Below are 24,532 nucleotides of genomic sequence, written 5' to 3' on the forward strand. Positions count from 1 at the left end.
GAAAGGGACTCTTGACACCCGTGGAGGCGACTCGTAGCCTCCCGGTAATCACAACATCACAAGAACTCAAGTTAGATTTAACACACTTGAGAGGAGGTGACCATGGGATCAGCTCTGCCTCACGACCTGCGCTGCGACCACCGCACCACGCCGCTCGGCGTGGCGGGCGCGCCGCTGCTGGCCTGGCGGCTCGAAGGGGCCGACCCCGTCGCGTACCAGGTCGAGATCGGCGATCTGTGGTCGACAGGGCGCGTCGACGACCCCGCCGCGATCAGCCACCTCTACGACGGGCCACGGCTGCGCCCCAGGACGCGCCACACCTGGCGGGTCACGCTCTGGGACGCGGCCGGCTCCACCAGCTCGGCCGAGTCCTGGTTCGAGACCGCCCACGACGCATGGACCGCCTCGTGGATCGCGCCGGACCCCGACGCGGTCGAGCACGTGGACCCGCCCACCGAGGGCGACAGGGCGCTGAGCGCGCACGGGCTGCTCCCCTGCCCGCAGCTGCGCAGGAGCTTCCAGGCGCCCGCCGCCGTCACGGCGGCCCGCCTCTACGTCAGCGCCAAGGGTCTCTACGACGCCAGGATCAACGGCCAGAGGGCGGCCGACGCCGAACTCGCCCCCGGCTGGACCGACTACCGGCGGCGCATCCCGTACCAGGTCCACGACGTGACGCGGCTGGTCGGCGAGGGCGAGAACGTGCTGGCCTTCACGATCGCCGACGGCTGGTGGAGCGGCTTCACCGGCTTCGACCCGCGCAGGCCCGGCTACCACTACGGCCGCTTCCCCGAGCTCATCGCCGAGCTGCACCTGACCCTCGCCAACGGCTCGGCAAGAGTCGTGATGACCGACGGGACCTGGCGCACCACGCAGGGGCACATCCGCCACGGCGACCTGCTCAAGGGCGAGTGCCACGACCTGCGCGCCACCACGCCGGGCTGGGACTCCCCCGGCTTCGACGACTCCTCATGGAGTCCCGTCACCGTGAGGGGAGCCGATCACCGCCTGCTCGTGCCCTCGTGCGACGAGCCGGTCAGGGCGCTACGCGAGCTGCCGCCCCTCTCGATCACCAGGACGGGCCCCCGCACGCACCTGGTGGACTTCGGGCAGAACCTCGCCGGCAGGGTCCGCCTGGCCGTACCCGCCCAGGACCCGGGCACCCGCGTCACTGTCAGGCACGGGGAGAGGCTCGAGGACGACGGCGGCCTGCACACCGCGAACCTGCGCACCGCAGACGCCACCGACGTGCTGATCACGGCAGGCGTCGAGACGCTGTTCGAGCCGCGCTTCACCTACCACGGCTTCCGCTACGCCGAGATCGACGGGCTGGAGAGCCTGGGCGAGGTCAGAGCGGTGGTCCTGCACAGCGACACCCGGTGGACGGGCGTGTTCGAGTGCTCGGACCCCGAGATCAACCAGTTGCAGAGCAACATCGAGTGGGGCCAGCGCGGCAACTTCGTCAGCGTCCCCACCGACTGCCCCCAGCGCGACGAGCGGCTCGGCTGGATGGCCGACGCGCAGGTGTTCCTGCCGACGGCCTGCCTCAACGCCGACGTGGCCGCCTTCTTCACCAAGTGGCTGCGCGACGTGCGCGACGCGCAGACCCCCGAGGGCGGCTTCCCCAACGTCGCGCCCCGACTGACAGGGGTCGCCGAGGAGGGCGCGCCGGGCTGGGCGGACGCCGGTGTGCTCGTTCCATGGCACCTGTACGAGGTGTACGGCGACGCCAGGTTCCTCGACGTCGACTCGATGGGCGCCTGGCTCGGCTTCGTGCTGCGTCACAACCCCGACCTGATCTGGAGGCAGCGGACAGGACCGCACTACGCCGACTGGCTGGCTCCCGGCCCCGCCACGCCTCGCGAGGTCGTGGCCACCGCGTTCTTCCACCGCAGCGCCGACCTGACAGCCAGGGCCGCGCGGGTACGGGGCAGGCATGCCGACGCGGAGCGCTTCGAGCGACTCGCCGCCGACATTCGCACAGCCTTTATTAAAACGTTCGCACACCCCGACGGCACGGTCTCGGGCGACACCCAGACCGGCTACCTGCTCGCACTCGCCTTCGGTCTGCTGCCCTCGTCGCTCGCCCCCGGGGCGGCGCGGCGGCTGGCCGAGCTGGTGGAGGAGCACGGCCCTCAGGCCGGCTTCCTCGGGGTCAACCTGCTGTGCCCCGTGCTGTCGGCGACCGGCAGGCCGGACCTGGCGCACGCGCTGCTGCGCCGTACGGACCCGCCGTCCTGGCTCTACCAGGTGCGCCACGGGGCCACGACGGTGTGGGAGCGGTGGGACGGCGAAGGAGCGCCCTCGATGAACTCCTTCAACCACTACGCGTTCGGATCGGTCGGCGAGTGGCTCTACTCCGGCGTGGCGGGGATCGGCCAGGCGCGGGGCTCGGTGGCCTATCGCGACCTGGTGATCCGTCCTCTTCCCGGAGACCTGACCTGGGCGCGGGCCTCCTACGAATCCGTGCGGGGACGGATCGCCGTCTCATGGGAGCGCACGAGCCAGGGCTTCGTCCTGGACGTGAGCATCCCGCCCGGCGCCTCGGCGACCGTGCACCTGCCCGATGGACAGACCCATCGGGTGCCCTCGGGGGACCACCATTTCGCATCAGTCCGAGGAGACACACCATGACCGACCTCCAGCGCGCCAGGATGAGCCGCGGCCAGTTCTTCCGCATGATGGGAGGGCTCGCGGTGGCCACCGCGGCGACCGCCTGCTCGACCAGGCCGCAGACCACCACGGCGACCAGCAGCGGCACAGGCGCCGCCGCCGCCGTCGACCTGAAGTTCGTGGGAGTGGCCGACCAGAAGGCGCCCATGGACGCGCTGCTGGCGGCCTACCAGAAGGTGAAGCCCGGCGTGCGGCTCAGCGCGTCGTACGCCCCGACCGACCAGGTGCAGACCTCGCTGCGCACCCAGCTCGGTGCGGGCAACGCGCCCGACCTGCACGTCGTCTACCCCGGCAACGGCAGCGCGATGTCGATGTCGCAGATCGCGGGAGCCGGGCTGCTGGCCGACCTGTCGGCCCAGTCGTGGACCGGCACGATCCCCACCGGCTTCAAGCCCGCCCTCCAGATGGACGGCAAGACCATGATGTACTCGGCCGGCTCGTCGGTCATCGGCGCGATCTACAACAAGAAGGTCTTCGAGAAGGCAGGGGTCGAGGCGCCCCCGACCACCTGGACGGAGTTCCTGGCGCTCTGCGACAAGCTGAAGAAGGCGGGGGTCACACCCATCGCGCTGGGCGCGCAGACCCCGTGGGTCACCCAGCTCATCACCTACGCGCTGGTCCCCTCGACCGTCTACGCCAAGGACCCCGCCTTCGACGACAAGCAGCTGGCGGGGCAGACCAGCTTCGCCCGGTCCGGCTGGCGGCAGGCCATGGAGATGTACCTGGAGCTGAGCGAGCGGGGCTTCTTCAACGACAAGCCGAACGGGACCACCTTCGAGCAGCAGATCTCCATGGTGGCGACGGGCAGGGCCGCCATGGCCGTCCAGGTGTCGGCCGTGCTGCCCGACTTCCGCAAGTCGGCCTCCAGCCCTGATGACCTGTCGATGTTCCCCGTGCCCGGCGCCGACAGCGCCGACCAGGTGTGGATCCCCGCGGGTGTCGTGGTCGGCCTCGGCGCCGCCGCGAAGGGCAGGAACGTCGAGGAGGCCAAGGCCTTCATCGACTTCCTCGGCAGGCAGGAGAGCATCAACAGCTGGGCCAAGACGATCTCGGCCATCCCGCTCACCCAGGACGCAGGCTCGACGATCGACCCCGCGGTGGAGTCCTTCCTGCCGTTCACCAAGGACAGGGCGGTGCCGTTCATGGACCAGCGGTGGCCCAACGCCGAGGTGCAGCCTGTGCACTTCGCGGTCGTCCAGGAGCTGCTTGCCGGCAAGGCGACGATCGACGAGGCGCTGAAGAAGATGGACGAGGCGTACCAGAAGTGATCAAGCGATTCTCCGCGCTGTCCCCTTCCTGGCTGTTCGCCGCGCCCGCGCTGCTGGTCTACGCGGTGGTGGTGCTCTATCCGAGCGTCGCGGGCGTGCTCTACGCCTTCACCGACTGGAGCGGCATCGGCGAGGGCATGTCCTTCGTGGGGGCGGCGAACTTCCGGGCCATCCTGGAGGACGAGCAGGCCATGGGCTCGCTCGGCAACACGCTCCTGCTGACGCTGGCGATCGTGGTCGTGCAGAACGGCCTGGGCCTGCTCCTGGCCCTCGGCGTGCACGCGAAGCTGAGGAGCCGCGCGCTGCTCAGGGTGGTCTTCTTCGCGCCCGTCGTCGTCAGCCCCGTCATGGTCGCCTTCCTGTGGAAGTACGTCTACAACCCGGACCCGTCGGCAGGTCTGAACGGCCTGCTCGGCCTGGAGGTCGATTGGCTGGGCGACCCGTCGGTGGCGCTGTGGTCGATCGCGGGGATGGTCGTGTGGCAGTACGCCGGCTACTCGATGGTCATCTTCCTCGCGGGTCTCGAGGGCATCCCCGCCGAGCTGCACGAGGCGGCCATGATCGACGGCGCGGGCACGCTCCAGCGCTTCAGGTACGTGACCTGGCCGCTGCTCGCCCCCGCGCTCACGATCAACCTGATGCTCTCCACGATCGGCGGGCTCAAGCTGTTCGACCAGGTCTTCGCCGCCACGAACGGCGGCCCCGGCTACGCGACGGAGACCCTGTCGACCGTGCTGTACAAGCAGGCCTTCGTGTTCGGCAAGTTCGGCTACAGCACGGCGATCGCACTGGTGCTGGCGCTGTTCGTGGCCGCGGTCTCGCTCGTCCAGATCTACTACCTGCGCTCCAGGGAGGTGGCCCAGTGAGGAGGACCTTCCTGCTGGAGATCGTGATGATCGCGGCGGCCGTGGCGTTCATGTTCCCCGTCTACGCGCTGGTCACGCTGTCGCTGAAGGATCCGGCCCAGCTCTCGCAGACGCCGCTGGCGCTGCCGAATCCGCCGACGGGCGACAACTTCGCCAAGGCCTGGTCGGCCGCGGCGCTCGCCCCCTCGCTGGTGAACAGCACCGTGATCACCGTGGTCAGCCTGGTCGCGCTGATCGGGCTCGGCTCCTTCGCCGCCTACTTCCTGGCCCGCGCGCACACCCGCCTGGGCTACGGGCTCTACGTGCTGTTCCTGCTCGGCATCGTGCTGCCGTTCCAGCTGGGCATGATCCCGCTCTACCGGCTGGTCACCGACCTCGGACTGATCGGCACGCACGCGGGGATGATCCTCTTCTACACCGGTGTGCAGCTGCCGTTCACGGTCTTCCTCTACACCGGCTTCATCCGCGCGCTCCCCCGTGAGTACGCCAGCGCTGCCCAGATCGACGGCGCCTCCCATCTGACCGCGTTCACCAGGGTCGTCTTCCCCCTGCTGCGGCCGATCACCGGCACCGTGCTGATCCTCAACGCTGTGTTCATCTGGAACGACTTCTTCACGCCCCTGCTGTATCTCGGCGGCTCCGGCTTCGAGACCGTTCCCGTCAGCGTCTTCTCCTTCGTCGGGCAGTACGTCTCCGACTACGGCCTCGTGTTCGCGGGACTGGTCATGGGCGCGCTGCCGATCGTGCTGGTCTTCCTCGTGCTCCAGCGTTACGTGATCAAGGGCTTCTCCTCGGGACTCAAGGGATGAGCCTCTTCGACGTGCTGGCCGAGCCACCGCGCAGCCACTCCCCTGCCGCCATCTGGTGGTGGAGCGGCGAGCCGCTGCGCCGCGACCGGCTGCGCTGGCAGATGGAGCGCCTGGTGAGCGGCGGGGTGCACAACCTGGTCGTGCTGAACCTCGCCCCCTCAGGCCCGCTGTTCGGCGCCGACGCCGACGACCCGCCGTTCCTGTCGGAGGCGTGGTGGGAGCTGTTCGACGGCGTCTGCGAGGACGCCTCGGAGCTCGGCGCCTACCTGTGGTTCTACGACCAGCTCGGCTTCTCGGGCGCGGACCTGCAGGCCCGCCTGGTGCAGGAGCATCCCGAGTTCGCCGGTCAGTGGCTGGCCGCCGACGGCACGGTGAGCACGCGCGGCTTCGACTACCTGTCCCGTACGGCCTGCGCCGTCCTGCTCGACCGGGTGCACGGCGAGTTCGAGCGACGTCTCGGCCACTGGTTCGGCCGCGTGATCGTCGGCTCGTTCCAGGACGAGCTGCCGTCGATGCCGACCTGGTCGGCCTCCTTCGCCGAGGAGTTCAGGGCCCGCAGGGGGCACGAGTTCCGCCTGGAGGAGCCCGACTGGCACGGCTACCACAGGACCAGGGCCGAGCTGGCCGAGGAGGCCTTCTTCAGGCCGCTGGCCGAGTGGCACGAAAGGCACGGGCTGCTCAGCGGCTGCGACCAGCAGGACCCTGCCAGGGCAGGGCACCCGCTCGAGGGCGTCGAGCTCTACGCCGACTACACCCGCACGCACCGCTGGTTCAGCGCCCCGGGCTCCGACCACCACGGCGACGCCCGCCTTCACTCCTCCCTCGCCCACCTGTACGGCAGGCCGCGCACGTGGATCGAGGCGTTCCACTCCAGCGGATGGGGAGGCACCCTCGAGGAGACCCTCGACTGGCTGCTGCCATGGCTGCGGGCGGGGGCGAACCTGTACAACCCGCACGCCGTCTACTACACGACCAGGGCCGGATGGTGGGAGTGGGCACCGCCCTCGACGGACTGGCGGCAGCCGTACTGGCGGCATCACAGGGTCTTCGCCGACGCGGTGACCCGCATGTGCGCGGCGCTGTCCCTGGGCCGTCACGTGTGCGACATCGCGGTGCTGTTCCCGACGACCACCGTCCAGCGGGGCGTGTCGCTCGGCGGGGCCACGCGGGAGGCCGAGCGGGCGCAGCGGGTCTACAGGGAGCTCGTCGGGGACATGGCCTGGTTCCAGACGGTGCCCGGCGCTCTGGACCTGCTCGGCCTGGACGCCGACGTGATCGACGAGGACTCCGTCGAGCGCGCCGTCGTCGAGGACGGCCGGCTGAAGGTGTCGACGGAGTCGTACGGCGTGATCATCCTGCCCGCGCTCACCGCCCTGGACGAGGAGTGCACCGCGCGTCTGGAGGCCTTCGCCGAGGACGGCGGCCTGCTGATCGCCGTCGGCGAACCCTTCGGCAAGGCGCGGTTCGTGGCCTCCGCCGACGCGTTGGGCGAGGCGCTGGCCGGATTCGAACCCAGAGTGGAGGCGGAGGTCCCTCCGCTGGTGCGCGAGGTGGACGGCACGACGCTCGTCTTCCTGACCGCCGCCTTTCCCAGGGCGAGCGAGATCGGGGTGGGACGGCCGCAGGAGCGCGGCGTCGAGCTCGGCTGGCTGGACGCCACCGTCGACTTCGACCAGGACCGCTATCGCAGGCGCATGCGGGTCAGGGTCAGGGACGTCACCGGCACGCCGCTGCTGGCGAGCCCGTTCGGCGGGACGCCGCGCCCGCTGCCGCACACCGTCGTGGACGGCGTCGTGGAGGTGGTCGTCCCGTTCGACGAGGGCCCCGCCGCGATGCTGCTGTTCACCGGCGAGGACGTGCCCGTCGAGCGGGCGCGCGAGCCGTACCCGCACGAGGTGGACCTCGGCGCCGAGTGGGCCGTCGACCTGGTGCCGACCATGGACGACACGTGGGGCGACTTCGCCACCGGCGCGGCCGTCGAGCGGTGGACGCTGGCGACACCTGAAGGCGAGCCGGTGCACGCGACGTTCGGCCCGCGAGGCGAGCAGCGGACCGGCTCCGGCGCATGGCGGCCGTCGGTCTGGTCGGACTCCAGAGGGCTGCGCAAGGATCGCGTCCACCGCGACACACTGGGCCCGAAGGGGCACGTACCCGAGGAGTTCCTCGACTTCGGCCGCGTGGAGGCGGGCACGGAATGCCGCTTCCACGCGCTGGTCACCACGCCAGGCGAGGCGTGGCTGGTCGTGGGCGCGGCGGCGGCGAAAGCGGTCCTGCTGGACGGCGTGGAGCTGCCCCTCGACGACGCCGGCTACCTCGCCGTGAGCGCCCTGCCCGTCGCGGGAGGTGAGCACCTCCTGGAGGTGCGCCTCGTCCCCGACGAGGAGCTCACCCTGCGCGCCCACGTCTCCTTCACCGCCGACCCCGCCCTTGCCCGCAGGCCCGAGTGGATCGCGGGCCCCGTGGTGGAGACGGTCGTGGACGGCGAGACCGGCGGCGGCGTCCTCCAGGTCGCCTCCACCTCGCCCTGCCTGGTGCTGGTGAACGGGCGGGAGGCGGGCCGCCAGGGCGGCTTCGACCCCTACGCCGAGGCCGACATCCCGCGGGTGCGCCGCTACGACCTCACACCCCTGCTGCGCCCTGGGCCGAACACCGTCAGGCTGGAGTGCCAGGGCGTGGTCCTGGTGGACGGCCTGGCCGTGTCAGGTCCCGGCTGGACGAGACCGGAGGGCGGCCAAGGCCCGCTCGTACGGCGGCGCCAGCACGGCGACCCCGCCGCGCTGCATCTGTCGCCCCGGCCGCATCCGCTGCCCTGCGCGGGCTGGATCGACGGCCGCGACACCGCGCTGCCCGCCGGTTTCGCCCGCCCGCGCGAAGCCGCCGCCCGGATCGATCGCCGGACCGATGCCCGGACCGCTCCCCCGGCCGATGCCGGGATCGATCCCGGGGCAGGAGCGCAGGCGGCTCCGGCCGGTGAAGGGCCGGTCTCCGAGCACGCCTCCGTGCGGCGCTTCCTGCTGGACCTGCCGCCCGGAGCCGTCCGCGTGGACGTCGACACGCACGGCCCTGCCCAGCTCGTCGTCGACGGCGTGGCCCACGACCTGCCCGCCGTCCTGGACGGCCTGGCCACGCGGGCCGAGCTCACCGTCGCGGCGAGGCCGGGCCTCGAGGGCGGCGCCGCGCTGGCGGGGCCGGTCAGGTTCGCGTGCGGACCGGGCCGGATGCCGCTGGGCGACTGGGAGTCGCACGGCCTGTCCGGGTACAGCGGCGGCGTCCGCTACACGACGACCGTCCACGCGCCCGCCGCCACGCCGGCCGTTCTCGACCTCGGCCGGGTACGGGGCACCACGGAGGTCACCGTCAACGGCGGCACGGTGGGCGTGCGGATCTGCGCGCCGTACACATTCGAGGTCAGCCTCGGCGAGGGCGCGAACACGATCGAGATCCTCGTGCTCGGCACCCTGGCCCCCTACCTCGACTCCGTCAGCCCCACGCACTTCGTCTTCCCCGGTCAGCGGGCGACGGGCTTGTTCGGCCCCGTACGCCTGCGCACCGTCCACCCCCTGGAGGAATCGTCATGAGAATCGGACTCGTCGCGGGCGGGCTCGGCGCCTACTGGCCCCAGTTCCCCGATCTGCTCCCCCAGCTCCAGCGCTCGGCCGCGCGCGTGTCCGAACGGATGCGCACGTTCGGGTGCGAGGTCGTCGACGTCGGCTTCATCTCCGACGCGCAGGAGGGCGCGGCGGCCGCCGAGCGGCTGCGCGCGGCGGGATGCGACCTGATCGTGGGGTTCCTGACCACCTACATGACCGCCACGATGCTGCTGCCGGTGGCCCAGCGCAGTGGCGCGCCGGTGCTGCTGATCAACCTGCAGCCCACCGAGGCGATGGATCACGACAGCTTCGACACCGGCCAGTGGCTGGCCTACTGTGGAGCCTGCCCGCTGCCTGAGATGGCCAACACGTTCACCCGCGCGGGCATCCCCTTCCGTTCGGTCTCCGGCTACCTGGAGGACGAGCGCGCGTGGGCGCGCATCGAGCGCTGGGTGAAGGCGGCGGGGGTGCGCGCGGCGCTGCGCCACGGCAGGCACGGCCTGATGGGACACCTCTACCCCGGCATGCTGGACGTCTCGACCGACCTGACGCTGGTGCCCGCCAACTTCGGCGGGCACGTTGAGGTGCTGGAATTCGACGACCTGCGGGTACGGGTGGAGAAGGTCACCGAGGCCGAGACGGCGGCGAGGGCGCGCGAGGCGGCGGAGATCTTCGACGTGGACGCCTCGGTCGTGGACGAGGACTTCAACTGGGCGGCGAAGGTCTCCGTCGGCCTCGACCGCCTGGTGGCCGACTTCGAGCTCGACAGCCTGGCCTACTACCATCGCGGGCTGGAGGGCGAGGTCCACGAGCGGCTGGGCGCGGGCATGATCCTCGGCGCCTCGCTGCTGACGGCGCGCGGCGTGCCCGCGGCGGGCGAGTACGAGCTGCGCACCTCGCTGGCCATGCTGATCATGGACAGGCTGGGCGCCGGCGGGTCGTTCACGGAGCTGCAGGCGCTGGACTTCCTGCGCGGTCATGTGGAGATGGGGCACGACGGCCCCGCCCACCTGGCGATCAGCGCCAAGCGGCCGCTGCTGCGCGGCCTCGGCGTCTACCACGGCAAGCGCGGCTGGGGCGTGTCGGTGGAGTTCGACGTCGCGCACGGCCCCGTGACCGCCTTCGGCCTGCTGCAGCGGCGCGACGGCCGGTTCGGGTTCGTCGCCTCCGAGGGCGTCACCGTGGACGGCCCGCACCTGAAGATCGGTAACACGACCTCCAGGGTGGACTTCGGCCGCGACCCCGGCGAGTGGACCGACGCGTGGAGCGCGACCGGCATCTCGCATCACTGGGCGCTCGGCACCGGGCACCGCGTCGCCGAGCTGCGCGCCCTGGCCGACCTGCTCGACGTCGAACTCGTCGAGGTCACCGCGTAGCGACGCGCCGAGGGGGCCGCGAGGAGCGGCCCTCTCGGCGCGTCGGCCGAGGCGAGGGAGTCAGGCGGCGGCGCGGGCCGCCGTGGCGACCGTCGCCTCCTTCTTGACCCCGTTCACCGTCACCGCGACCACGACCTGCCCGTCGCGCAGCGCCGTGAGCGTCCCCTTGGCGGGGTCGAGCACCGCGACGTGCCAGGGCTTGGCACCTCTCACCGAGCCGATGTGCAGGTTGGGCGAGCCCGACCACTCGGCGGAGACCGGGTAGGCGACGGGCACCGTACGCTCGCCCTGCTGGAGCGTGGCCGTCACCTTGCCAGGCGAGCCGGCGGCCACCGACGAGGGAGCGGTCAGCGTCAGCGTGTCCACGTGCGGCCGCACCTGGGCGCCGATCCAGTCCGGCGCGTCCACGAACCAGTTGCGCCGCACGTGCTCGGCCTCCTTCGGCGTCACGGGGTCCACGCCCCACAGCGACCACCCGGTGAAGCCGCCGTCGTCGGCGGCCGTGGCCGGGTTCTTGCCCGAGTTGCCGTTGATGAAGTACGGCACCGCGTCCACATGGGAGGCGTTGAACGTGCCCACGTGCGCGCCGAGGTAGGCCGCGCCCTTGCCGGTGGTGCGCTGGAAGTCGGCCAGCCACCCTTCGACGAGAGCCGCCTCCTTCCTGTCACCGAGCTGGCTGCCCTTGCCGGGGGTCGGGTCGCGCGGCGGCACGTGGAAGACCACCACCACCGAGCCCACCGAGCTGTCCTGCGCCGCCGCGCTCAGCTGGTCGCGCAGCATGGCGATCTGGTCGAACCCGCCGCCTCGCAGGTTCAGCCTCGAGGTGTCGAGGGTGACGAACCTCGTGCCCTTGTGGTCGAAGACCCTGGTGGTGTCGCCGAAGACCGCCTTGAAGTTGTCGATCTTGCCGCCCATCACCTCGTGGTTGCCGGGCACGTAGTAGTAGGGCAGGGAACCGCCGAGCTCCTCGTCCAGGATCCGCTTGGCCAGCGCGAAGTCCTCGGGCGAGGCCTCGTCCACGAGGTCGCCGTTGATCAGCAGGAAGTCCGGGTCCGCGGCCTTCAGCTCGCGCAGCGTCCTGCGGGCGTTCTTGACGATGTCGCTGTCGGGCTGCCTGGCGACGAACTGGGCGTCGGACATCACCGCGAACCGCCACGGCATCGCCCCGACGGCCGGCTTGACCACCGGGTCGGCGAGCTTCGCGACAGGGGGCGCCTGCACCGACGGCGGCACCCTGGCCACCAGCCCGTCGATGGTGATCTGGCCGGTGTACTTGGCGTCGCCGCGCGTCTCGGCGACGTAGAAGCGGCGCAGCTTCAGCGGGTAGCTCACCCCTGGCGGCACCGCGAACTCGACGTACTTCCAGCCCGTCCAGGTCAGGTAGGGACCGCGCAGGATCTGCGACTGCCCGTTGGCGTCGTAGAACTCCAGGCTGGGCCACTCCCCCTTGCCCGAGGAGTTGATCCACAGCCCGAAGGCCTGCGGCTGCCCCGGCACGACGAGCTGCTGCGGCGGCGAGGCGTAGGCGGCCCTGGTCGCGGTCGACTGGGTGAAGTCGTAGGAGAGCCTGAGCCCGCCGCCGCTCTGCCCGGGGCCCGCCGCGAGCGAGCCGGTCGCGCGGGCGGCCGCGAAGGTCCACGACGCCGCGTTCTCGAAGTCGGCGACCGCGACGTCCTCGAAGCCGACCGTCACGGGCACGGCCACGCTCAGCGCGCCCACGCGGGCGGTGACCAGCCCCGAGCCCACGCCCTTGAGCGCCTTGACGGTGAAGTAGCCGTGCTGGGCGGGGGTGACGGACAGCAGCGAGGCGTCGTAGTCGAGTTTGAGGTCGCCCGGCTCGATGGGGGCCGAGTTGCCGTTGCGGTCGTAGCCGACGACGCCGAAGGTGCCCGTCGCGTCGGCGCCGGCGAGCCCGACCCTGTCGGAGGTGGCGCCCAGGCGGGTCAGCGGCTGGAGCACGGTCAGCTCGATGCTGCCCTTCGCCCCGCCCCTGGTGGCCTTGACCGTGGTCCGGCCGGGCAGGAGGGCGCGGAAGACGCCGTCCTTGCCGATGAGCCCGTGGTCGGCGTGCCAGGTGGGCCTGCCCTCCGCCGGGCCGTACGTCTCGTCGTAGCCTGCGGCGGTCAGCCGCCGGGTGAGGCCGGGGAAGACGCGTTCGGGCCGGCCACCGGCGACGGGGCCGACGCCCGGCGCCTTGGCCGGGTCGCTGGCGGTCTCGAGCCAGAAGCCCTTCAGCGTGCCGCTGCCCTGCGGGGCGTAGAGGGCCAGGCCGTTGGGGACGTGCCGCTCCCCTCCGTCGGAGGGGCTGTTCTCGACCTGCACCTCGGGCGCGCCGGGCTCGCGCGCCAGCATCGTGGAGGAGCCGCCGCCGTCGAGTTCGAGCGCGCTGTGGGCGCCGAGCTCGACCATCAGCGCGGCCATCTCGCCGAGCGTGAGCCCGCGGCTGTCGGCCTGCCGGCCGTCCACCGTGAGCAGGTACATCTTTCTGCCGTCGGCGGAGAAGCCGACAGAGGTGCGAGGGTGGCTGTCGGTGTCGGTGAACGGCTGCGCCTTGCCCTCCTTGACCAGGACGTTCCTGCCGCCGAGCGCGGTCTGGACGGCACCGCCGTCCGACGGCTTGGGCAGGTACTTCACCTCGACGCGGTCGCCCTGCTTCAGCGCGGCCAGCGCGTCGGCGCCCGCCTCCCTGCCGACGAGGATCGTGGTGCCGGCGGGGATGGCGCCCTGTCCCGCGGTGGTGCGGACCTCGGTGACCGCGCCGTCGACGAGCACCACCTCGGTGACCTTGGCGGCGTCCGAGCGCCGGTAGGCGCCCCACAGCGGGGTAAACAGGCCGACGCCGCCCGCCTGCACGTTCTGGTTGAACTGCGTGATCGTGACCGGCGCGCCGCCCGAGGGGGTGGCGGTGCCCTCGAAGTGCATCTGCAGGACGCGGCCCACGCCCTCGTTCAGCGCGATGGCGTTGTTCCAGCCCTGGACGGGCGACTGGACGAGTTCGCCGTCCTTCACGCCGACGCCGAGGGCGGCGCCCGAGCGGTTGATGTCGAAGTAGTCGCCGTTGACGGCGGCCACGGCGCGCGCCCGCCTGGCGGGCCCCGACAGCGCCTCGGTCTTCGACACCTCACCCGAGTTGAGGTAGCCGGTGGTGACGCCGCCCGACAGGTCTGCCGACAGCGCGTCGGCGCGCAGCCACCCTGCGGAGTCGAAGCGGTCGAAGGAGGTGAGTGTGATGCCCGGCGCGACGGGCCTGACCTTCTTGGCCGTCTCCAGCGTCCGCCCCGCGGGGGCGTTGAGCAGCAGCGTGGAGTCGGACCTGTAGGACGACGCGGCGGGCGCGTCCTCTGCGGGAACGGGCGGATCAGCCTGCGCGGGGCTGGTGAGAAGAGCTAAGGCGAGCGCGGCGGAGGCCATGTAGCGGAGGGTCTGCACGACCGAACTCAATCGCGCAATGGTGACAAGTTTCAAGACTTTGCAATGAACTAAAAGATAATTTCAGATCGACCCCGAGGGGATCTACCGTGGTCACGTCTTAACCTCTGGCTTTCGGGTAGACGGGAACGCAGACTGAAAGGGCAGATCAACGCAGAACGCGTGGAGCAGCCGTGGACACTCTGTACGATCACATGCCGATCCTGTCGCGAGGCAGGCACCGCAACCCGCGCAAGGGCGCCTGCTTCATGGAGCTGGCCTCCTATCTGGCGGGCGAACGGTGGAGCGACCATCCCGCGTGCACACACCCGCTCCTCGCGGGCCTGGCCCGCCTGGTCAACGACCACACCACCGACGAGGGCAGAGGCAGGCTCGTCCCGCTGGTCCCTTCGATCATCGGGCTGAGGGGTGACGACCTGCGGATCGACGCCAGGCTCGCCCTGCGCGCCGTGACCACCGCACTGCCCGTCGCCGCCGCCGACCGACAGCTCGCGCTGGCCGTGTCGGTGCTGGCCGCCGAGGAGATGCTGGCCAGGCTGGACGGCAGGCCCGCCGCGCTCGAGGAGCGCAGCAGGTGGGCCTTCGCCCAGGCTCCGCACGCCGCCGAGGCGGCCAGACGCTTCAGCCGCGCCTCGAAGATCACCGAGAAGGGCTTCCGCAGGTACGCGGCGCCCAACGCGGTGCAGCTGTCCGTGGTCGGCATCGCGCAGGCGTGCGTGCCCGACCCCGACGGGATGCTGCACGATCTCCTCGTCGCCGCGATCGCCGAGTGCGAAGCGCTGATCCCCCGCGCTCACCCGCGGGCCGACAGCGCGACGGCCCCGAGCAGGCCGGCCGCGAGCGCCGGCGCCGCGGGCGGGCCCAGCCGGAGGTGATGCAGGCCGCCGCACAGCGCGGCCGGGCACGAGAGGTCAGCGCCGTCCCTTGCGCCAGCGCTTGACGACGGCCCTGATGGTGAGCAGCAGGACGACGGCCACGACCTGGCCGCCGAGGACGATGCGGTTGACGTCGACCGCGGGCTGCCAGCGGACCTCGCCGTTCTTGATGACGAAGACGCCCGCGGGGGTCGCGCCGAGGCCGTAGCCGCCGCCCGACCCCTGGCCGCCGTGGTCGCCCTCCGACGCGCCTGATCCACCGCCCCCGCCCTGGGCGACCCTCGCGACGGGGATGACGGTGACGTCACCCCGCGTGATCGGCTCGCCGAAGACGCGCTGGACCGTGGCGCCGTCCTTGGTCTTCTCCACCAGTTCCATGATGTCCATACCGTCATCTCTATCCGCTGACGCGGCGCAGCACCACCATCTCGCTGCGATAGTCGGGTCCGGTGATGAACCAGGTCGGCAGCTCGAGGCCGTGCGACATGAGCGTCTGCCCGTGCCAGCGCTCGCCCTCGGCGCTCTCGTAGAGCGCGGAGGGGTCGAGCCCGGCCAGCCGTACCCTGCGAGGGGGCCGCTTGGCCAGGGCGAAGGGGTTGTAGGCGAGCACGACCACCCGGTCCTCGTGGCTGTACTGCACGGCCGAGGCGGTGACGCCCGGGTCGCCGGCCAGGCGGTGCAGGCGGCCGTGCTGGATGACAGGCCGTACCGCCTTGTAGGCGGCGACGAGCGAGCGGGCCTGCGCCAGCTCCTCCGCCGACCACCTGGTCAGGTCGCCGCCGATGCCCAGCGCGCCGGCCATGGCCACGTGGAAGCGGTAGGCGAGCGGCACCTCGCGGCGGGTGTGCGGGTTGGGGCTGTCGGTCACCCACGCCGACATCGCGCCGGCCGGATAGAGGTAGGAGTAGCCCTCCTGGATGGCCTGCCGGTCGCGGGCGTCGGTGTTGTCGGAGGTCCACACCTCGTCGGTGCGGCGCAGGATGCCGAAGTCGACGCGTCCGCCGCCACCCGAGCACGACTCGATACGCAGATCGGGGTGGCGCTCACGCAGGGTGTCAAGGACGGCGTAGACGCCGCGGGTGTGCTCGATCCAGAGCAGGTCGGCCCGCTCCCCCGCCTCCGGCCAGCCCGCCTGGGTGAAGCTGCGGTTCATGTCCCATTTGAAGTAGTCGAGCCCGTACTCCGACACCAGCCCCGACAGCCAGCCGATCGCCCATTCGCGCACGTCGGCGCGGCCGTAGTTGAGCACGAGCTGGTGGCGCAGCGTGTCACGACGGCGGCCTGGATAGTGCAGCACCCAGTCGGGGTGCTCGCGGTAGAGGTCGCTGTCGGGGTTGACCATCTCGGGCTCGACCCAGAGGCCGGCCCGCATGCCGAGCTCGCGGACGGCGTCGAAGAGCTTGGACAGACCGCGGGGGAAGCGGTCGGGGTTGGGCCACCAGTCGCCGAGGCCGCGCCTGTCGTCGACGCGCCCGCCGAACCAGCCGTCGTCCACCACGAACAGCTCCACGCCCAGGTCGGCGGCGCGGCGGGCGAGCTCGATCTGGCCCTCCTCGTGGACGTCGAACCAGGTCGCCTCCCACGAGTTGTAGAGGACGGGCCGCTCCTCGAACGGCGTGGGGAGCACGTGGCGGCGGGCGTAGTCGTGCCAGGCCCTGCTGGCCGCGCCGTACCCGCCGGAGGTGCGCAGCCCGAGGACGGGCGGGGTGTGCAGGCTCTCCCCCGGGGCGAGAAGCCAGGTGGGGCCGTCGTGACCGAATCCGGCGGTGACGGCGACGTCGCCCTCGGGACGGCGCTGCGCGGTCAGCCGCCACGAGCCGCTCCAGGCCAGCGCGACGGACCAGACCTCGCCCAGCTCCTCGGTGGCGTCACCGGCGTCGATCATGATCCAGGGGTTGGCGCGGTGCGAGGTGGTGCCCGTCCTGCTGGTGAAGGTGGTCTCGCCGACCGCCAGCTCGGCCCTGTGCACCTGCGTCTCCTGCGCCCACGCGCCCGCCACTCCGGTGTAGCGGTAGCCGGCCCGCTCGGGGATCACCCAGCTGCCCGAGTCGACCCTGCCCAGCCGGACGGCGTGCTCGCCCTCGTTGGTCAGGCTGACCCAGCGCTCGACGACCTCGGAGGCGACCCTGACGTGCAGGCCCACCCTCAGCCCCAGCGGGTCGCGCAGCACCAGCTCGATCTCAGAGTCGGCGACCACGGCCTCGGCGAACGCCAGCTCGACCGAGCGGACCCCGCCCTCGTAGGTGACCTGCAGCGACGGCACGCCCCATCGCCTGCCGCCCTCGACGGGCAGCAGCTCGTCCACGTCGCGGGGGTCGTGGAAGCCGGAGTGGATGCGCCTGGGCGCCTGCCGTACGACCTCGGCCAGTGCCTCGTCCGGCAGTCTCGGACCCCAGTACCACTGCACGACGCGGCTGTCCTCGCCGGCGGCCTCGAGGCCGAAGACGAAAGCGGAGCTCTTCGTGACAGCGGCCCACGCGCTGTCGCCCACCCGGAGTATATTCACGCTAGACACAAACTCCATGAGATCAGATCCCATCGTCCATCGCCAGAGGGGAAATTTGTTCACCTCATGAATCTTTCTCCCGCTGCGCGTGCGGTCTTCGTGGAGTTGCTGGTGCACGGGCCGCTGTCCAGGGCCGAGGTGGCCAGGCGGCTGGAGCTGTCGCCCTCGGCGCTGACCAAGCTGACCAGGCCGCTGCTCGCGGAGGGCTTCCTGGTCGAGGAGCCCGGCCCGGCGGGGGCGCCGGGGCGCCCCTCGGTGCCGCTGCGGGTCGAGCCCGCCCGAAGGGCCTACGCGGGGGTCAAGCTGACCGACTCGGAGCTGTTCGCCGTCCGCACCGACCTGGGCGGCGCGGTCACCGCCGAGGTACGGCTGCCGCTCGAAGGCCACGAGGTCGGGCGGGTCGTCGGCAGGATCGCCGAGGCCGTGGCGCTGCTGCCGGGAGACGAGCCGCCCGCCGCGGTCGGGGTGAGCCTGGCAGGGCCCGTCTCGCGCGCCGACGCGCTCGTGCGCCACTCGCCCTTCCTGGGCTGGCGCGAGGTTCCCCTGGCCGGCCTGGTGACGGCGGCGACCGGGCTGCCCGCCGTCCTGGAGAACGACGTGCGGGCGCTGACGGCGGCGGTGCACTGGTTCGGCGCGGCGGCGGGGCGCGGGACCTTCGCCCTGGTCACCATCGGAGAGGGGCTCGGCTGCGGGATCGTGGTCGACGACCGCCTCGTCGTGGGCACGGCGGGGATGAGCGGGCAGATCGGGCACCTGGCGATCGACGACAGGGGTCCGATCTGCGAGCGCGGCCACCGCGGCTGCGCCCGCGCCTACCTGGCCTCTCCCTCGATCAGGCGGACGGCCAGGGCGGCGCTCGACCGTCCCTCGCTCACCTTCGAGCAGGCGCTCGACCTCGCCAGGCAGGGCGACCCGGTGGCCAGGCGGATCTTCGACGAGGCCGGCCTGGCGCTGGGCAGGATCGTGGCGACGATCGCCAACCTGATCGGGCCCGAGGTGGTGGTGCTGTCGGGCGAGGCGGTGCACATGCACGAGGTGTGCGAGGCGGCGTTCGAGACGGCGCTGGGCGAGCACACTCACTGGACCAGCGAGCCCGTGGAGGTGCGGGTGCAGCCCTTCGCCTTCACCGAATGGGCGCGGGGCGCGGCCGTGGTGGCGCTCCGCCACGACCTCGGGGTCGCCTGACGGCCGCTCATCCGGCCACCCGCTCGAGCCGTCTCCCCTCCTCTGCGCCTGCCTGCGGCCGGGGACGCAGCGCCCCCGCGAGCAGCGTCATCACCGCCACGATCGCCGTGATCATCGCGAACGCGGCCGGGTACGACAGCGCTCCGGCCGCCCATCCCGTCACCGCGGGCGCGATGAGCCCCGACAGGTAGGTGATGGTCGCCACCCCCGCGATGCCCTCACCCGGCGTGTCGCCCACGTCGCCCGCGGCGGCGAACACGAGCGGCACCACGACCGCCACCCCCACACCGACCAGGGCGAAGCCCGCCATGCACAGCCACGGCGTCCGGCCCGCCACCACCAGCACGCCACCGGCGGCGGCCACGACCCCGCCCACTCTGACGACGGCGACGGCACCCATCCTGCGCACGAACCGATCTCCGATCAGCCGGGTCGCGGCCATGCAGAGCATGAAGACGGTGTAGGTCGCCGCCGCGACGCCGGGGCCCGCCGAGGCGACCGCCGTCACGTAGACGGCCGCCCAGTTGGCCGAGGCCCCTTCGGCGAACGTGCCGCAGAAGCCGACCAGGCCGACCGCGAGGATGGCGCGCGAGGGCAGGGCGAACCTGCGCGGCGCCGGGACGCCCTCGGACGACTCGTTCGCCAGGAGGCCGCGTCCGGCGAGGCCGCCCAGTCCGAGCAGGACCACCGAGACGACCGCCAGGTGCACCCTGGCGTCGATGCCCAGGTGCGCGGCGAGCACGCCCACGCCTCCCGCGGCGAGGCTGCCGACGCACCACATGCCGTGCAGCCCGGCGATGATGGAGCGGCCGAGGCGGCGCTCCAGCACCAGCGCCTGGGAGTTCATGACCACGTCACAGGTGCCCGCCGCCATGCCGAACAGCAGGAAGACCCCGGCCAGCCACACCGGTGAGGGCGCCAGGGCGGGCAGCGCGAGACAGGCGCACCAGAGGGCGAGCAGGAGCCGCGTGGCGGTGCGCCCTCCGAGACGGTGGGCCATGCGGGTGGCCATGGGCATGGCCACGAAGGCGCCCACCGGCTGACACAGCAGGATCAGTCCGAGCACGGCGGGGGTCAGGTCGAGGTGCCCCTGCAACCAGGGGATGCGGGTCGACAGGCTGCCCGCGACCGCTCCGTGGAAGGCGAAGACAAGCGCGATGGCGCGGTGGTTCGTCACGCCCTTGAAATTAACAGGCAGGCTTCCTGATGAAAAGAGGTATCAGGCAGGCTTCCTGATTAATATGGGGGTGTGAAGACCGCGACCCCTGCCATGGCCCGCGCCATCAACGACCGGCTCGCCCTCGACCTGCTCCTCGAACAGGGCCCGCTCACCGCTCCTCAGCTGCGCGAACTCACCGGCCTGTCCAGGCCGACGGTCGCCGACCTGATCGAGCGGCTGCGCGCGGCGGGGCTGATCGAGGCGGCCGGCGAGTACGGCGAGGACCGCAGAGGCCCGAACGCCAAGCTGTACGCAGTGGTCACCGACCGCGCCCATGTCGCGGGGGTGGACATCCGGCGCACAGGGATCGCCGTCACTGTCGCCGACCTCGCGGGGCGCACCGTCGGCTCCGCCGTCCGCGCCCTTCCCGGGCCGCTGCCCGAGCTCATCGTCCAGTCGGTGGCCGAGGCGGCGGGCGGGCGCCCGATCGAGGCGGTCACGCTGGGCGCGCCCGGCCTGGTGCACCCGCACACCAGCGGCCTGACCGGCGACAACGGCGTGCCGGGGTGGCGGCCCGACCTGCTCGAGGAGGTACGGCGAGGGCTCGGCGTCCAGGTGGGGCTGGAGAACGAGGTCAACCTCGCCGCGATCGCCGAGCACCGGCTCGGCGCGGCCGTGGGTCACGCCGACTTCGTGCTGCTCTGGCTCGACGACGGCGTCGGCGGAGCGGTCGTCCTGGGCGGGCAGCTGCGCCGCGGCAGGTCGGGCGGCGCGGGAGAGATCGGCTTGTTGGAGATGGCGGGCACCTCGTTCTGCTGCGCGGTCGAACCGGCGGTGGCAAGGCGACTGTCCAGGGCCGAGCTGGTCGAGCGCATCGCCGCAGGCGCCTTCACGGTCGCGGCCGTCCTCGACCCGGGACTGATCGTGCTGGGCGGCATGATGGGCAGGGAGGGCGGCGCCGAACTGGCCGCCGAGGTCGAGGAGCGGGTCGCCGCCAGGTCCTTCGCGCCGACGGAGATCAGGGCGAGCACGGTCGAGGGCAACGCCGTCCTGCAGGGCGCCGTCCTGACCGCCCTCGACCTGGCCCGCGACGCCGTCTTCGGCGAACCGAGCATGGCCTGAGCCATGCGGATCGGCCGGCTGCTGGGGTCGGGGCGCAGCGCGGACGTGTTCGCGCTCGACGACGGGCGCGTACTGCGCCGCTACCGCGACGGGCACGACGCGACCGAGGAGGCCGCGCTGATGAGCTATCTGGCCGACAGGGGCTTCCCCGTCCCCGTGATCCATCCGGTCCCTGCCGCGCCGCCGCGCGGTGATCTGGTGATGCAACGGCTCTCGGGCCCGACGATGCTCCAGGCGCTGGCCGGCGGCGCGTTGACGCCGCAACAGGCCGGGCGGATCCTCGCGCGGCTGCTCCATCGCCTGCACGGGATCCCGGCCAGGATCTCGCGCGCGGCCGACCAGCGCGTCCTCCATCTCGACCTGCACCCGGACAACGTGGTGCTGACGCCGCAGGGCCCGGTGGTGATCGACTGGTGCAACGCCGTCGAGGGAGCGCCGGGGCTGGACTGGGCCATGTCGGCCCTGATCCTGGCGCAGGTGGCCGTCGACCCCGACGGCGGCCCTGCGCCGCTCGCCCACTCGACGCTCTCCTCGTTGCTGAAGGGCCTTGGAGGGAGCGTGGATCTCGGTGACGAGAAGGCGGGCTTTCTCCGGCAGGCCCGTGAGAGGCGAGCGGGCGACCCGGGGCTGAGCCGGCGCGAGGTGGGCCTGCTCGACGCGGCGACGGCGCTGGTGCTGGGACGGTTGTAGGAAGCCTTCGGGTCAGCCGACCGGGTGCCAGCCGCCGGGGGCGATGCGGGCCGCGCTCGGCGGACCGAACTCGCCCTTCCTGTACGGCTCGGGCCGCTCGTCGTACTCCAGGATGTCCTGGACGATCCGCCACGACTCCTCGACCAGGTCGAACCGGACGAAATGTCGGGGGTCGCCCGCGAGCGCGTCCTGCAGCACCTGCTCGTAGGCCGCGTCCATCGGCCCCAGGACCTTGGCGAAGTCGACCGACACCGGCACCGGCCTGGTCCTGTCCAGGACGTCGGGCTCCTTGGCCAGCAGGTCGAACGTCACGCCCGCGTCGGGGTCGAGCCTGAGCCTGACCAGGTTGGGAGCGGCCTCGCCGCCGCCGGCGGAGCGGAAGTACTCGACGGGCGGCCTGCGCAGCTCGGCGACGACCTCCAGCGCGTTCACCGGTAGGTCCTTACCGGTGCGGACGCAGAACGGCACGCCCGCCCACCGCCAGTTGTCGATGTGGAGGCGCATCGCCACGAACGTCTCCGTGCGGGAGCCCTCCGCCACCCCCTCGATGTCGAGGTAGCCCTCGTACTGCCCGCGCACCACCTCGGCCGGGTCGATCGTGCGGACCGCGCGCAGCGCCCGCCACTTCTCGTCGAGCACCGCCCTGGCCTCGCCCGAGGGCGGGGCGTCCATGGCGACGTGCGCCAGCAACTGCAGCAGGTGGTTCTGCACCACGTCGCGCAGCGCGCCGACCTCGTCGTAGAAGGCGCCCCTGCCCGACACGTCGAAGTCCTCGGCCAGGGTGATCTGCACGCTGTGCACGTACGTGCGGTTCCAGATCGGTTCCAGCAGCGTGTTGGCGAAGCGGAAGACCATCAGGTCCTCGACCGGCTCGAGGCCGAGGAAGTGGTCGACGCGGAACAGGTGCTCCTCGTCGAAGTAGCCGAGCAGCTCGGCGTTGAGCCGCCTCGCCGACTCCAGGTCGTGCCCGAACGGCTTCTCCACCACCAGCCGCGCGCCGGAGTCGAGCCCTGCCTCGGCCAGGCCCCTGGCGACCGTGGCGAACAGGCTCGGCGGCACGGCGAGGTAGTGGGTGAGGTCGCCGAGGTCTTTCACCTCTTCGCGCAGCCGCGCGTAGGTGTCCCTGTCGGTCAGGTCGCCGGTGACCAGCCGCAGGTCGAGCCGGTCGGACAGCTCTGCGCCCACGGCCTCGCGGCCCAGCGCGCGCAGGCCTTCGAGGTCGAGGTGGGTCCTGGCCACCCCGACGACCGGCACGTCGAGCCTGCCGGTCGCCGCGAGCGTGTTCAGCGCGGGCAGCAGCATCTTCCTCGCCAGATCGCCCGTGACGCCGAACAGGACCAGAGCCATGGATCAGACCTTTCTTCCGCGCATCTCCCTGTACTTGCGCACCAGCGCGGCGGTGGAGGCGTCGGGCGCCTGCGCGGGCGGCTCCTCCGAGGTGAGCGCGGGCGCCAGGTCCATCGCCATCTTCTTGCCGAGCTCGACGCCCCACTGGTCGAAGGAGTCGACGCCCCAGATCGTGCCCTCGACGAAGACGATGTGCTCGTAGAGAGCGACGAGCTGGCCGAGCGTGGAGGGCGTCAGCCTGGGAGCAAGGAGGGTGGAGGTGGGCCTGTTGCCCGGCATCACCTTGTGCGGCACGACCTCGGCGGCAGTGCCCTCGGCTGCGATCTCCTCGGCGGTCTTGCCGAACGCCAGGGCCGAGGTCTGCGCGAGCAGGTTGGCGGTGAGCAGGTCGTGCATGCCCTCGGCGTCCTCGAGGGGCTCGCCGAAGCCGAGGAAGTCGGCGGGCACCAGCCTGGTGCCCTGGTGCAGCAGCTGGTAGAAGGCGTGCTGACCGTTGGTGCCCGGCTCGCCCCAGAAGATCTCACCGGTCGGCACGGTCACCGGCGTGCCGTCCGCCTGGACGGACTTGCCGTTCGACTCCATGGTCAGCTGCTGCAGATAGGCGGGGAAGCGGTGCAGCCGCTGGCTGTACGGCAGGACCGCGCGGGTCTGGGCGTCGAAGAAGTCGGTGTACCAGATGCCGAGCAGCCCCATCAGCACCGGCATGTTGGCCTCGAAGGGCGCGGTGCGGAAGTGCTCGTCGATGGTGTGGAAGCCGTCGAGCATCTCGCGGAAGCGCTCGGGCCCGATGGCGATCATCAGCGACAGGCCGATGGCGCCGTCGTAGGAGTAGCGGCCGCCGACCCAGTCCCAGAAGCCGAACATGTTGGCCGTGTCGATGCCGAACTCGGCGACCTTCTCGGCGTTGGTGGAGACGGCCACGAAGTGCTTGGCCACGGCCTCCTCGCCGAGCGCCCCGACCAGCCACGAGCGCGCCACCTTGGCGTTGGTGAGCGTCTCGAGCGTGGTGAAGGTCTTGGAGCTGACGATGACCAGCGTGGTGGCGGGGTCGAGGTCCTTGAGCGCGCCGTGGATGTCGGCGGGGTCGATGTTGGAGACGAACCTGGCGGTGATGCCCGCGTCGGCGTAGTCGCGCAGCGCCTCGTAGGCCATGGCGGGCCCGAGGTCGGAGCCTCCGATGCCGATGTTGACCACGGTCCTGATGGCCTGGCCCGTCTGGCCCCTCCACTCGCCCGAGCGCACCCTGCCGCTGAAGTCGCTCATCTTGTCCAGCACGGCGTGCACGTCGGCGACGACGTCCTGACCGTCCACGACCAGCTTGGCGTCGGCGGGCATGCGCAGCGCCACGTGCAGGACGGCGCGGTCCTCGCTCACGTTGATGTGCTCACCGGAGAACATGGCCTCGATCCGCTCCCGCAGACCCGCCTTCTCCGCGAGCGCGAGCAGCAGCTCCATCGTCTCGGCGGTGGCACGGTGCTTGGAGTAGTCGAGGTAGAGGTCACCGGCGGTGAGGCTCATCCGCTCGGCCCTGCCGGGGTCCTCGGCGAACAGCTCACGCAGGTGCTTTCCCGCCACCGCCTCGTGGTTGGCCTCCAGCGCCGCCCACTCGCCGCTCCGACTGATGTCCACGTCTCCTCCTC

16 protein-coding genes are annotated in these 24,532 nt (G+C 71.8%); 10 read left to right on the forward strand and 6 right to left on the reverse strand.

The genetic code is table 11. The features are described 5' to 3' along the window. The first annotated feature begins 102 nt into the window (after window positions 1-102). From ABFX55_RS18995 to ABFX55_RS19020, 6 genes are read left to right on the forward strand one after another with little or no spacing between them, the layout of a single operon-like run. A complete protein-coding gene (locus tag ABFX55_RS18995; RefSeq protein ID WP_346122784.1) occupies window positions 103-2,631 on the forward strand; it encodes a glycoside hydrolase family 78 protein in 2,529 nt (842 codons plus the stop codon). After that, window positions 2,628-3,938, forward strand: coding sequence for an extracellular solute-binding protein (locus ABFX55_RS19000; protein ID WP_346122786.1), 1,311 nt, complete (start codon window positions 2,628-2,630; stop codon window positions 3,936-3,938). Before ABFX55_RS18995 ends, ABFX55_RS19000 begins: the two co-directional genes overlap by 4 nt. Further along, on the forward strand, window positions 3,935-4,804 hold the full coding sequence (locus ABFX55_RS19005; RefSeq protein ID WP_346122788.1) for a carbohydrate ABC transporter permease: 870 nt from the start codon (window positions 3,935-3,937) through the stop codon (window positions 4,802-4,804). The genes ABFX55_RS19000 and ABFX55_RS19005 overlap by 4 nt, the downstream gene beginning before the upstream one ends. Next, entirely contained in the window at window positions 4,801-5,613 is an 813-nt protein-coding gene (locus ABFX55_RS19010; RefSeq protein ID WP_346122790.1) for a carbohydrate ABC transporter permease, read from the forward strand. Before ABFX55_RS19005 ends, ABFX55_RS19010 begins: the two co-directional genes overlap by 4 nt. Then, window positions 5,610-9,191, forward strand: a complete 3,582-nt coding sequence (locus ABFX55_RS19015; protein ID WP_346122792.1) for a hypothetical protein — start codon at window positions 5,610-5,612, stop codon at window positions 9,189-9,191. Before ABFX55_RS19010 ends, ABFX55_RS19015 begins: the two co-directional genes overlap by 4 nt. Then, window positions 9,188-10,579, forward strand: a complete 1,392-nt coding sequence (locus tag ABFX55_RS19020; protein ID WP_183644976.1) for an L-fucose/L-arabinose isomerase family protein — start codon at window positions 9,188-9,190, stop codon at window positions 10,577-10,579. Before ABFX55_RS19015 ends, ABFX55_RS19020 begins: the two co-directional genes overlap by 4 nt. A 60-nt stretch (window positions 10,580-10,639) precedes the next feature. Here the strand turns inward: ABFX55_RS19020 and ABFX55_RS19025 are convergent, their stop codons facing one another. Beyond that, complete coding sequence (locus ABFX55_RS19025; RefSeq protein ID WP_346122794.1) at window positions 10,640-14,020, reverse strand: phosphodiester glycosidase family protein; 3,381 nt, start codon at window positions 14,018-14,020, stop codon at window positions 10,640-10,642. Window positions 14,021-14,181: 161 nt separating this feature from the next. Here ABFX55_RS19025 and ABFX55_RS19030 point away from each other — a divergent pair, with 161 nt between their 5' ends. Beyond that, window positions 14,182-14,883 (forward strand): hypothetical protein, encoded by a 702-nt coding sequence (locus ABFX55_RS19030; protein ID WP_346122796.1) that lies wholly within the window; start codon window positions 14,182-14,184, stop codon window positions 14,881-14,883. A gap of 36 nt (window positions 14,884-14,919) precedes the next feature. Here the strand turns inward: ABFX55_RS19030 and ABFX55_RS19035 are convergent, their stop codons facing one another. Both ABFX55_RS19035 and ABFX55_RS19040 read right to left on the reverse strand, forming a co-directional pair. Then, window positions 14,920-15,270, reverse strand: coding sequence for a spore germination protein GerW family protein (locus ABFX55_RS19035; protein WP_346122798.1), 351 nt, complete (start codon window positions 15,268-15,270; stop codon window positions 14,920-14,922). A 10-nt stretch (window positions 15,271-15,280) separates the two neighbouring features. Continuing rightward, entirely contained in the window at window positions 15,281-17,389 is a 2,109-nt protein-coding gene (locus ABFX55_RS19040; RefSeq protein WP_346122800.1) for an alpha-galactosidase, read from the reverse strand. 66 nt (window positions 17,390-17,455) lie between these two features. Between ABFX55_RS19040 and ABFX55_RS19045 the strand changes: the two genes are divergently transcribed. Continuing rightward, window positions 17,456-18,574 carry an ROK family protein gene (locus ABFX55_RS19045; protein ID WP_346122802.1) on the forward strand — a complete coding sequence of 373 codons (1,119 nt, stop codon included), beginning with the start codon at window positions 17,456-17,458 and terminating at the stop codon, window positions 18,572-18,574. A 7-nt stretch (window positions 18,575-18,581) separates the two neighbouring features. On the opposite strand, the gene ABFX55_RS19050 is transcribed toward ABFX55_RS19045, so the two are convergent. Next, the gene (locus tag ABFX55_RS19050; RefSeq protein ID WP_346122804.1) at window positions 18,582-19,751 is read right to left on the reverse strand and encodes an MFS transporter; all 1,170 of its coding nucleotides are present in this window, start codon (window positions 19,749-19,751) and stop codon (window positions 18,582-18,584) included. A 72-nt stretch (window positions 19,752-19,823) separates the two neighbouring features. Here ABFX55_RS19050 and ABFX55_RS19055 point away from each other — a divergent pair, with 72 nt between their 5' ends. Next, complete coding sequence (locus tag ABFX55_RS19055; protein ID WP_346122806.1) at window positions 19,824-20,855, forward strand: ROK family transcriptional regulator; 1,032 nt, start codon at window positions 19,824-19,826, stop codon at window positions 20,853-20,855. 3 nt (window positions 20,856-20,858) lie between these two features. Next, window positions 20,859-21,545, forward strand: coding sequence for a phosphotransferase (locus tag ABFX55_RS19060; RefSeq protein WP_346122808.1), 687 nt, complete (start codon window positions 20,859-20,861; stop codon window positions 21,543-21,545). A 12-nt stretch (window positions 21,546-21,557) separates the two neighbouring features. Here ABFX55_RS19060 and zwf read toward each other — a convergent pair whose 3' ends face one another. Together zwf and pgi are read right to left on the reverse strand one after the other, a co-directional pair. Further along, on the reverse strand, window positions 21,558-22,892 hold the full coding sequence (zwf, locus tag ABFX55_RS19065; RefSeq protein WP_346122809.1) for a glucose-6-phosphate dehydrogenase: 1,335 nt from the start codon (window positions 22,890-22,892) through the stop codon (window positions 21,558-21,560). Between the two features lie 3 nt (window positions 22,893-22,895). Continuing rightward, window positions 22,896-24,521 carry a glucose-6-phosphate isomerase gene (gene pgi, locus ABFX55_RS19070; RefSeq protein ID WP_379478959.1) on the reverse strand — a complete coding sequence of 542 codons (1,626 nt, stop codon included), beginning with the start codon at window positions 24,519-24,521 and terminating at the stop codon, window positions 22,896-22,898. Window positions 24,522-24,532 lie beyond the last annotated feature (11 nt).

It is taken from the genome of Nonomuraea roseola, from assembly GCF_039535395.1.
Classification (GTDB): Bacteria; Actinomycetota; Actinomycetes; order Streptosporangiales; family Streptosporangiaceae; genus Nonomuraea; species Nonomuraea roseola.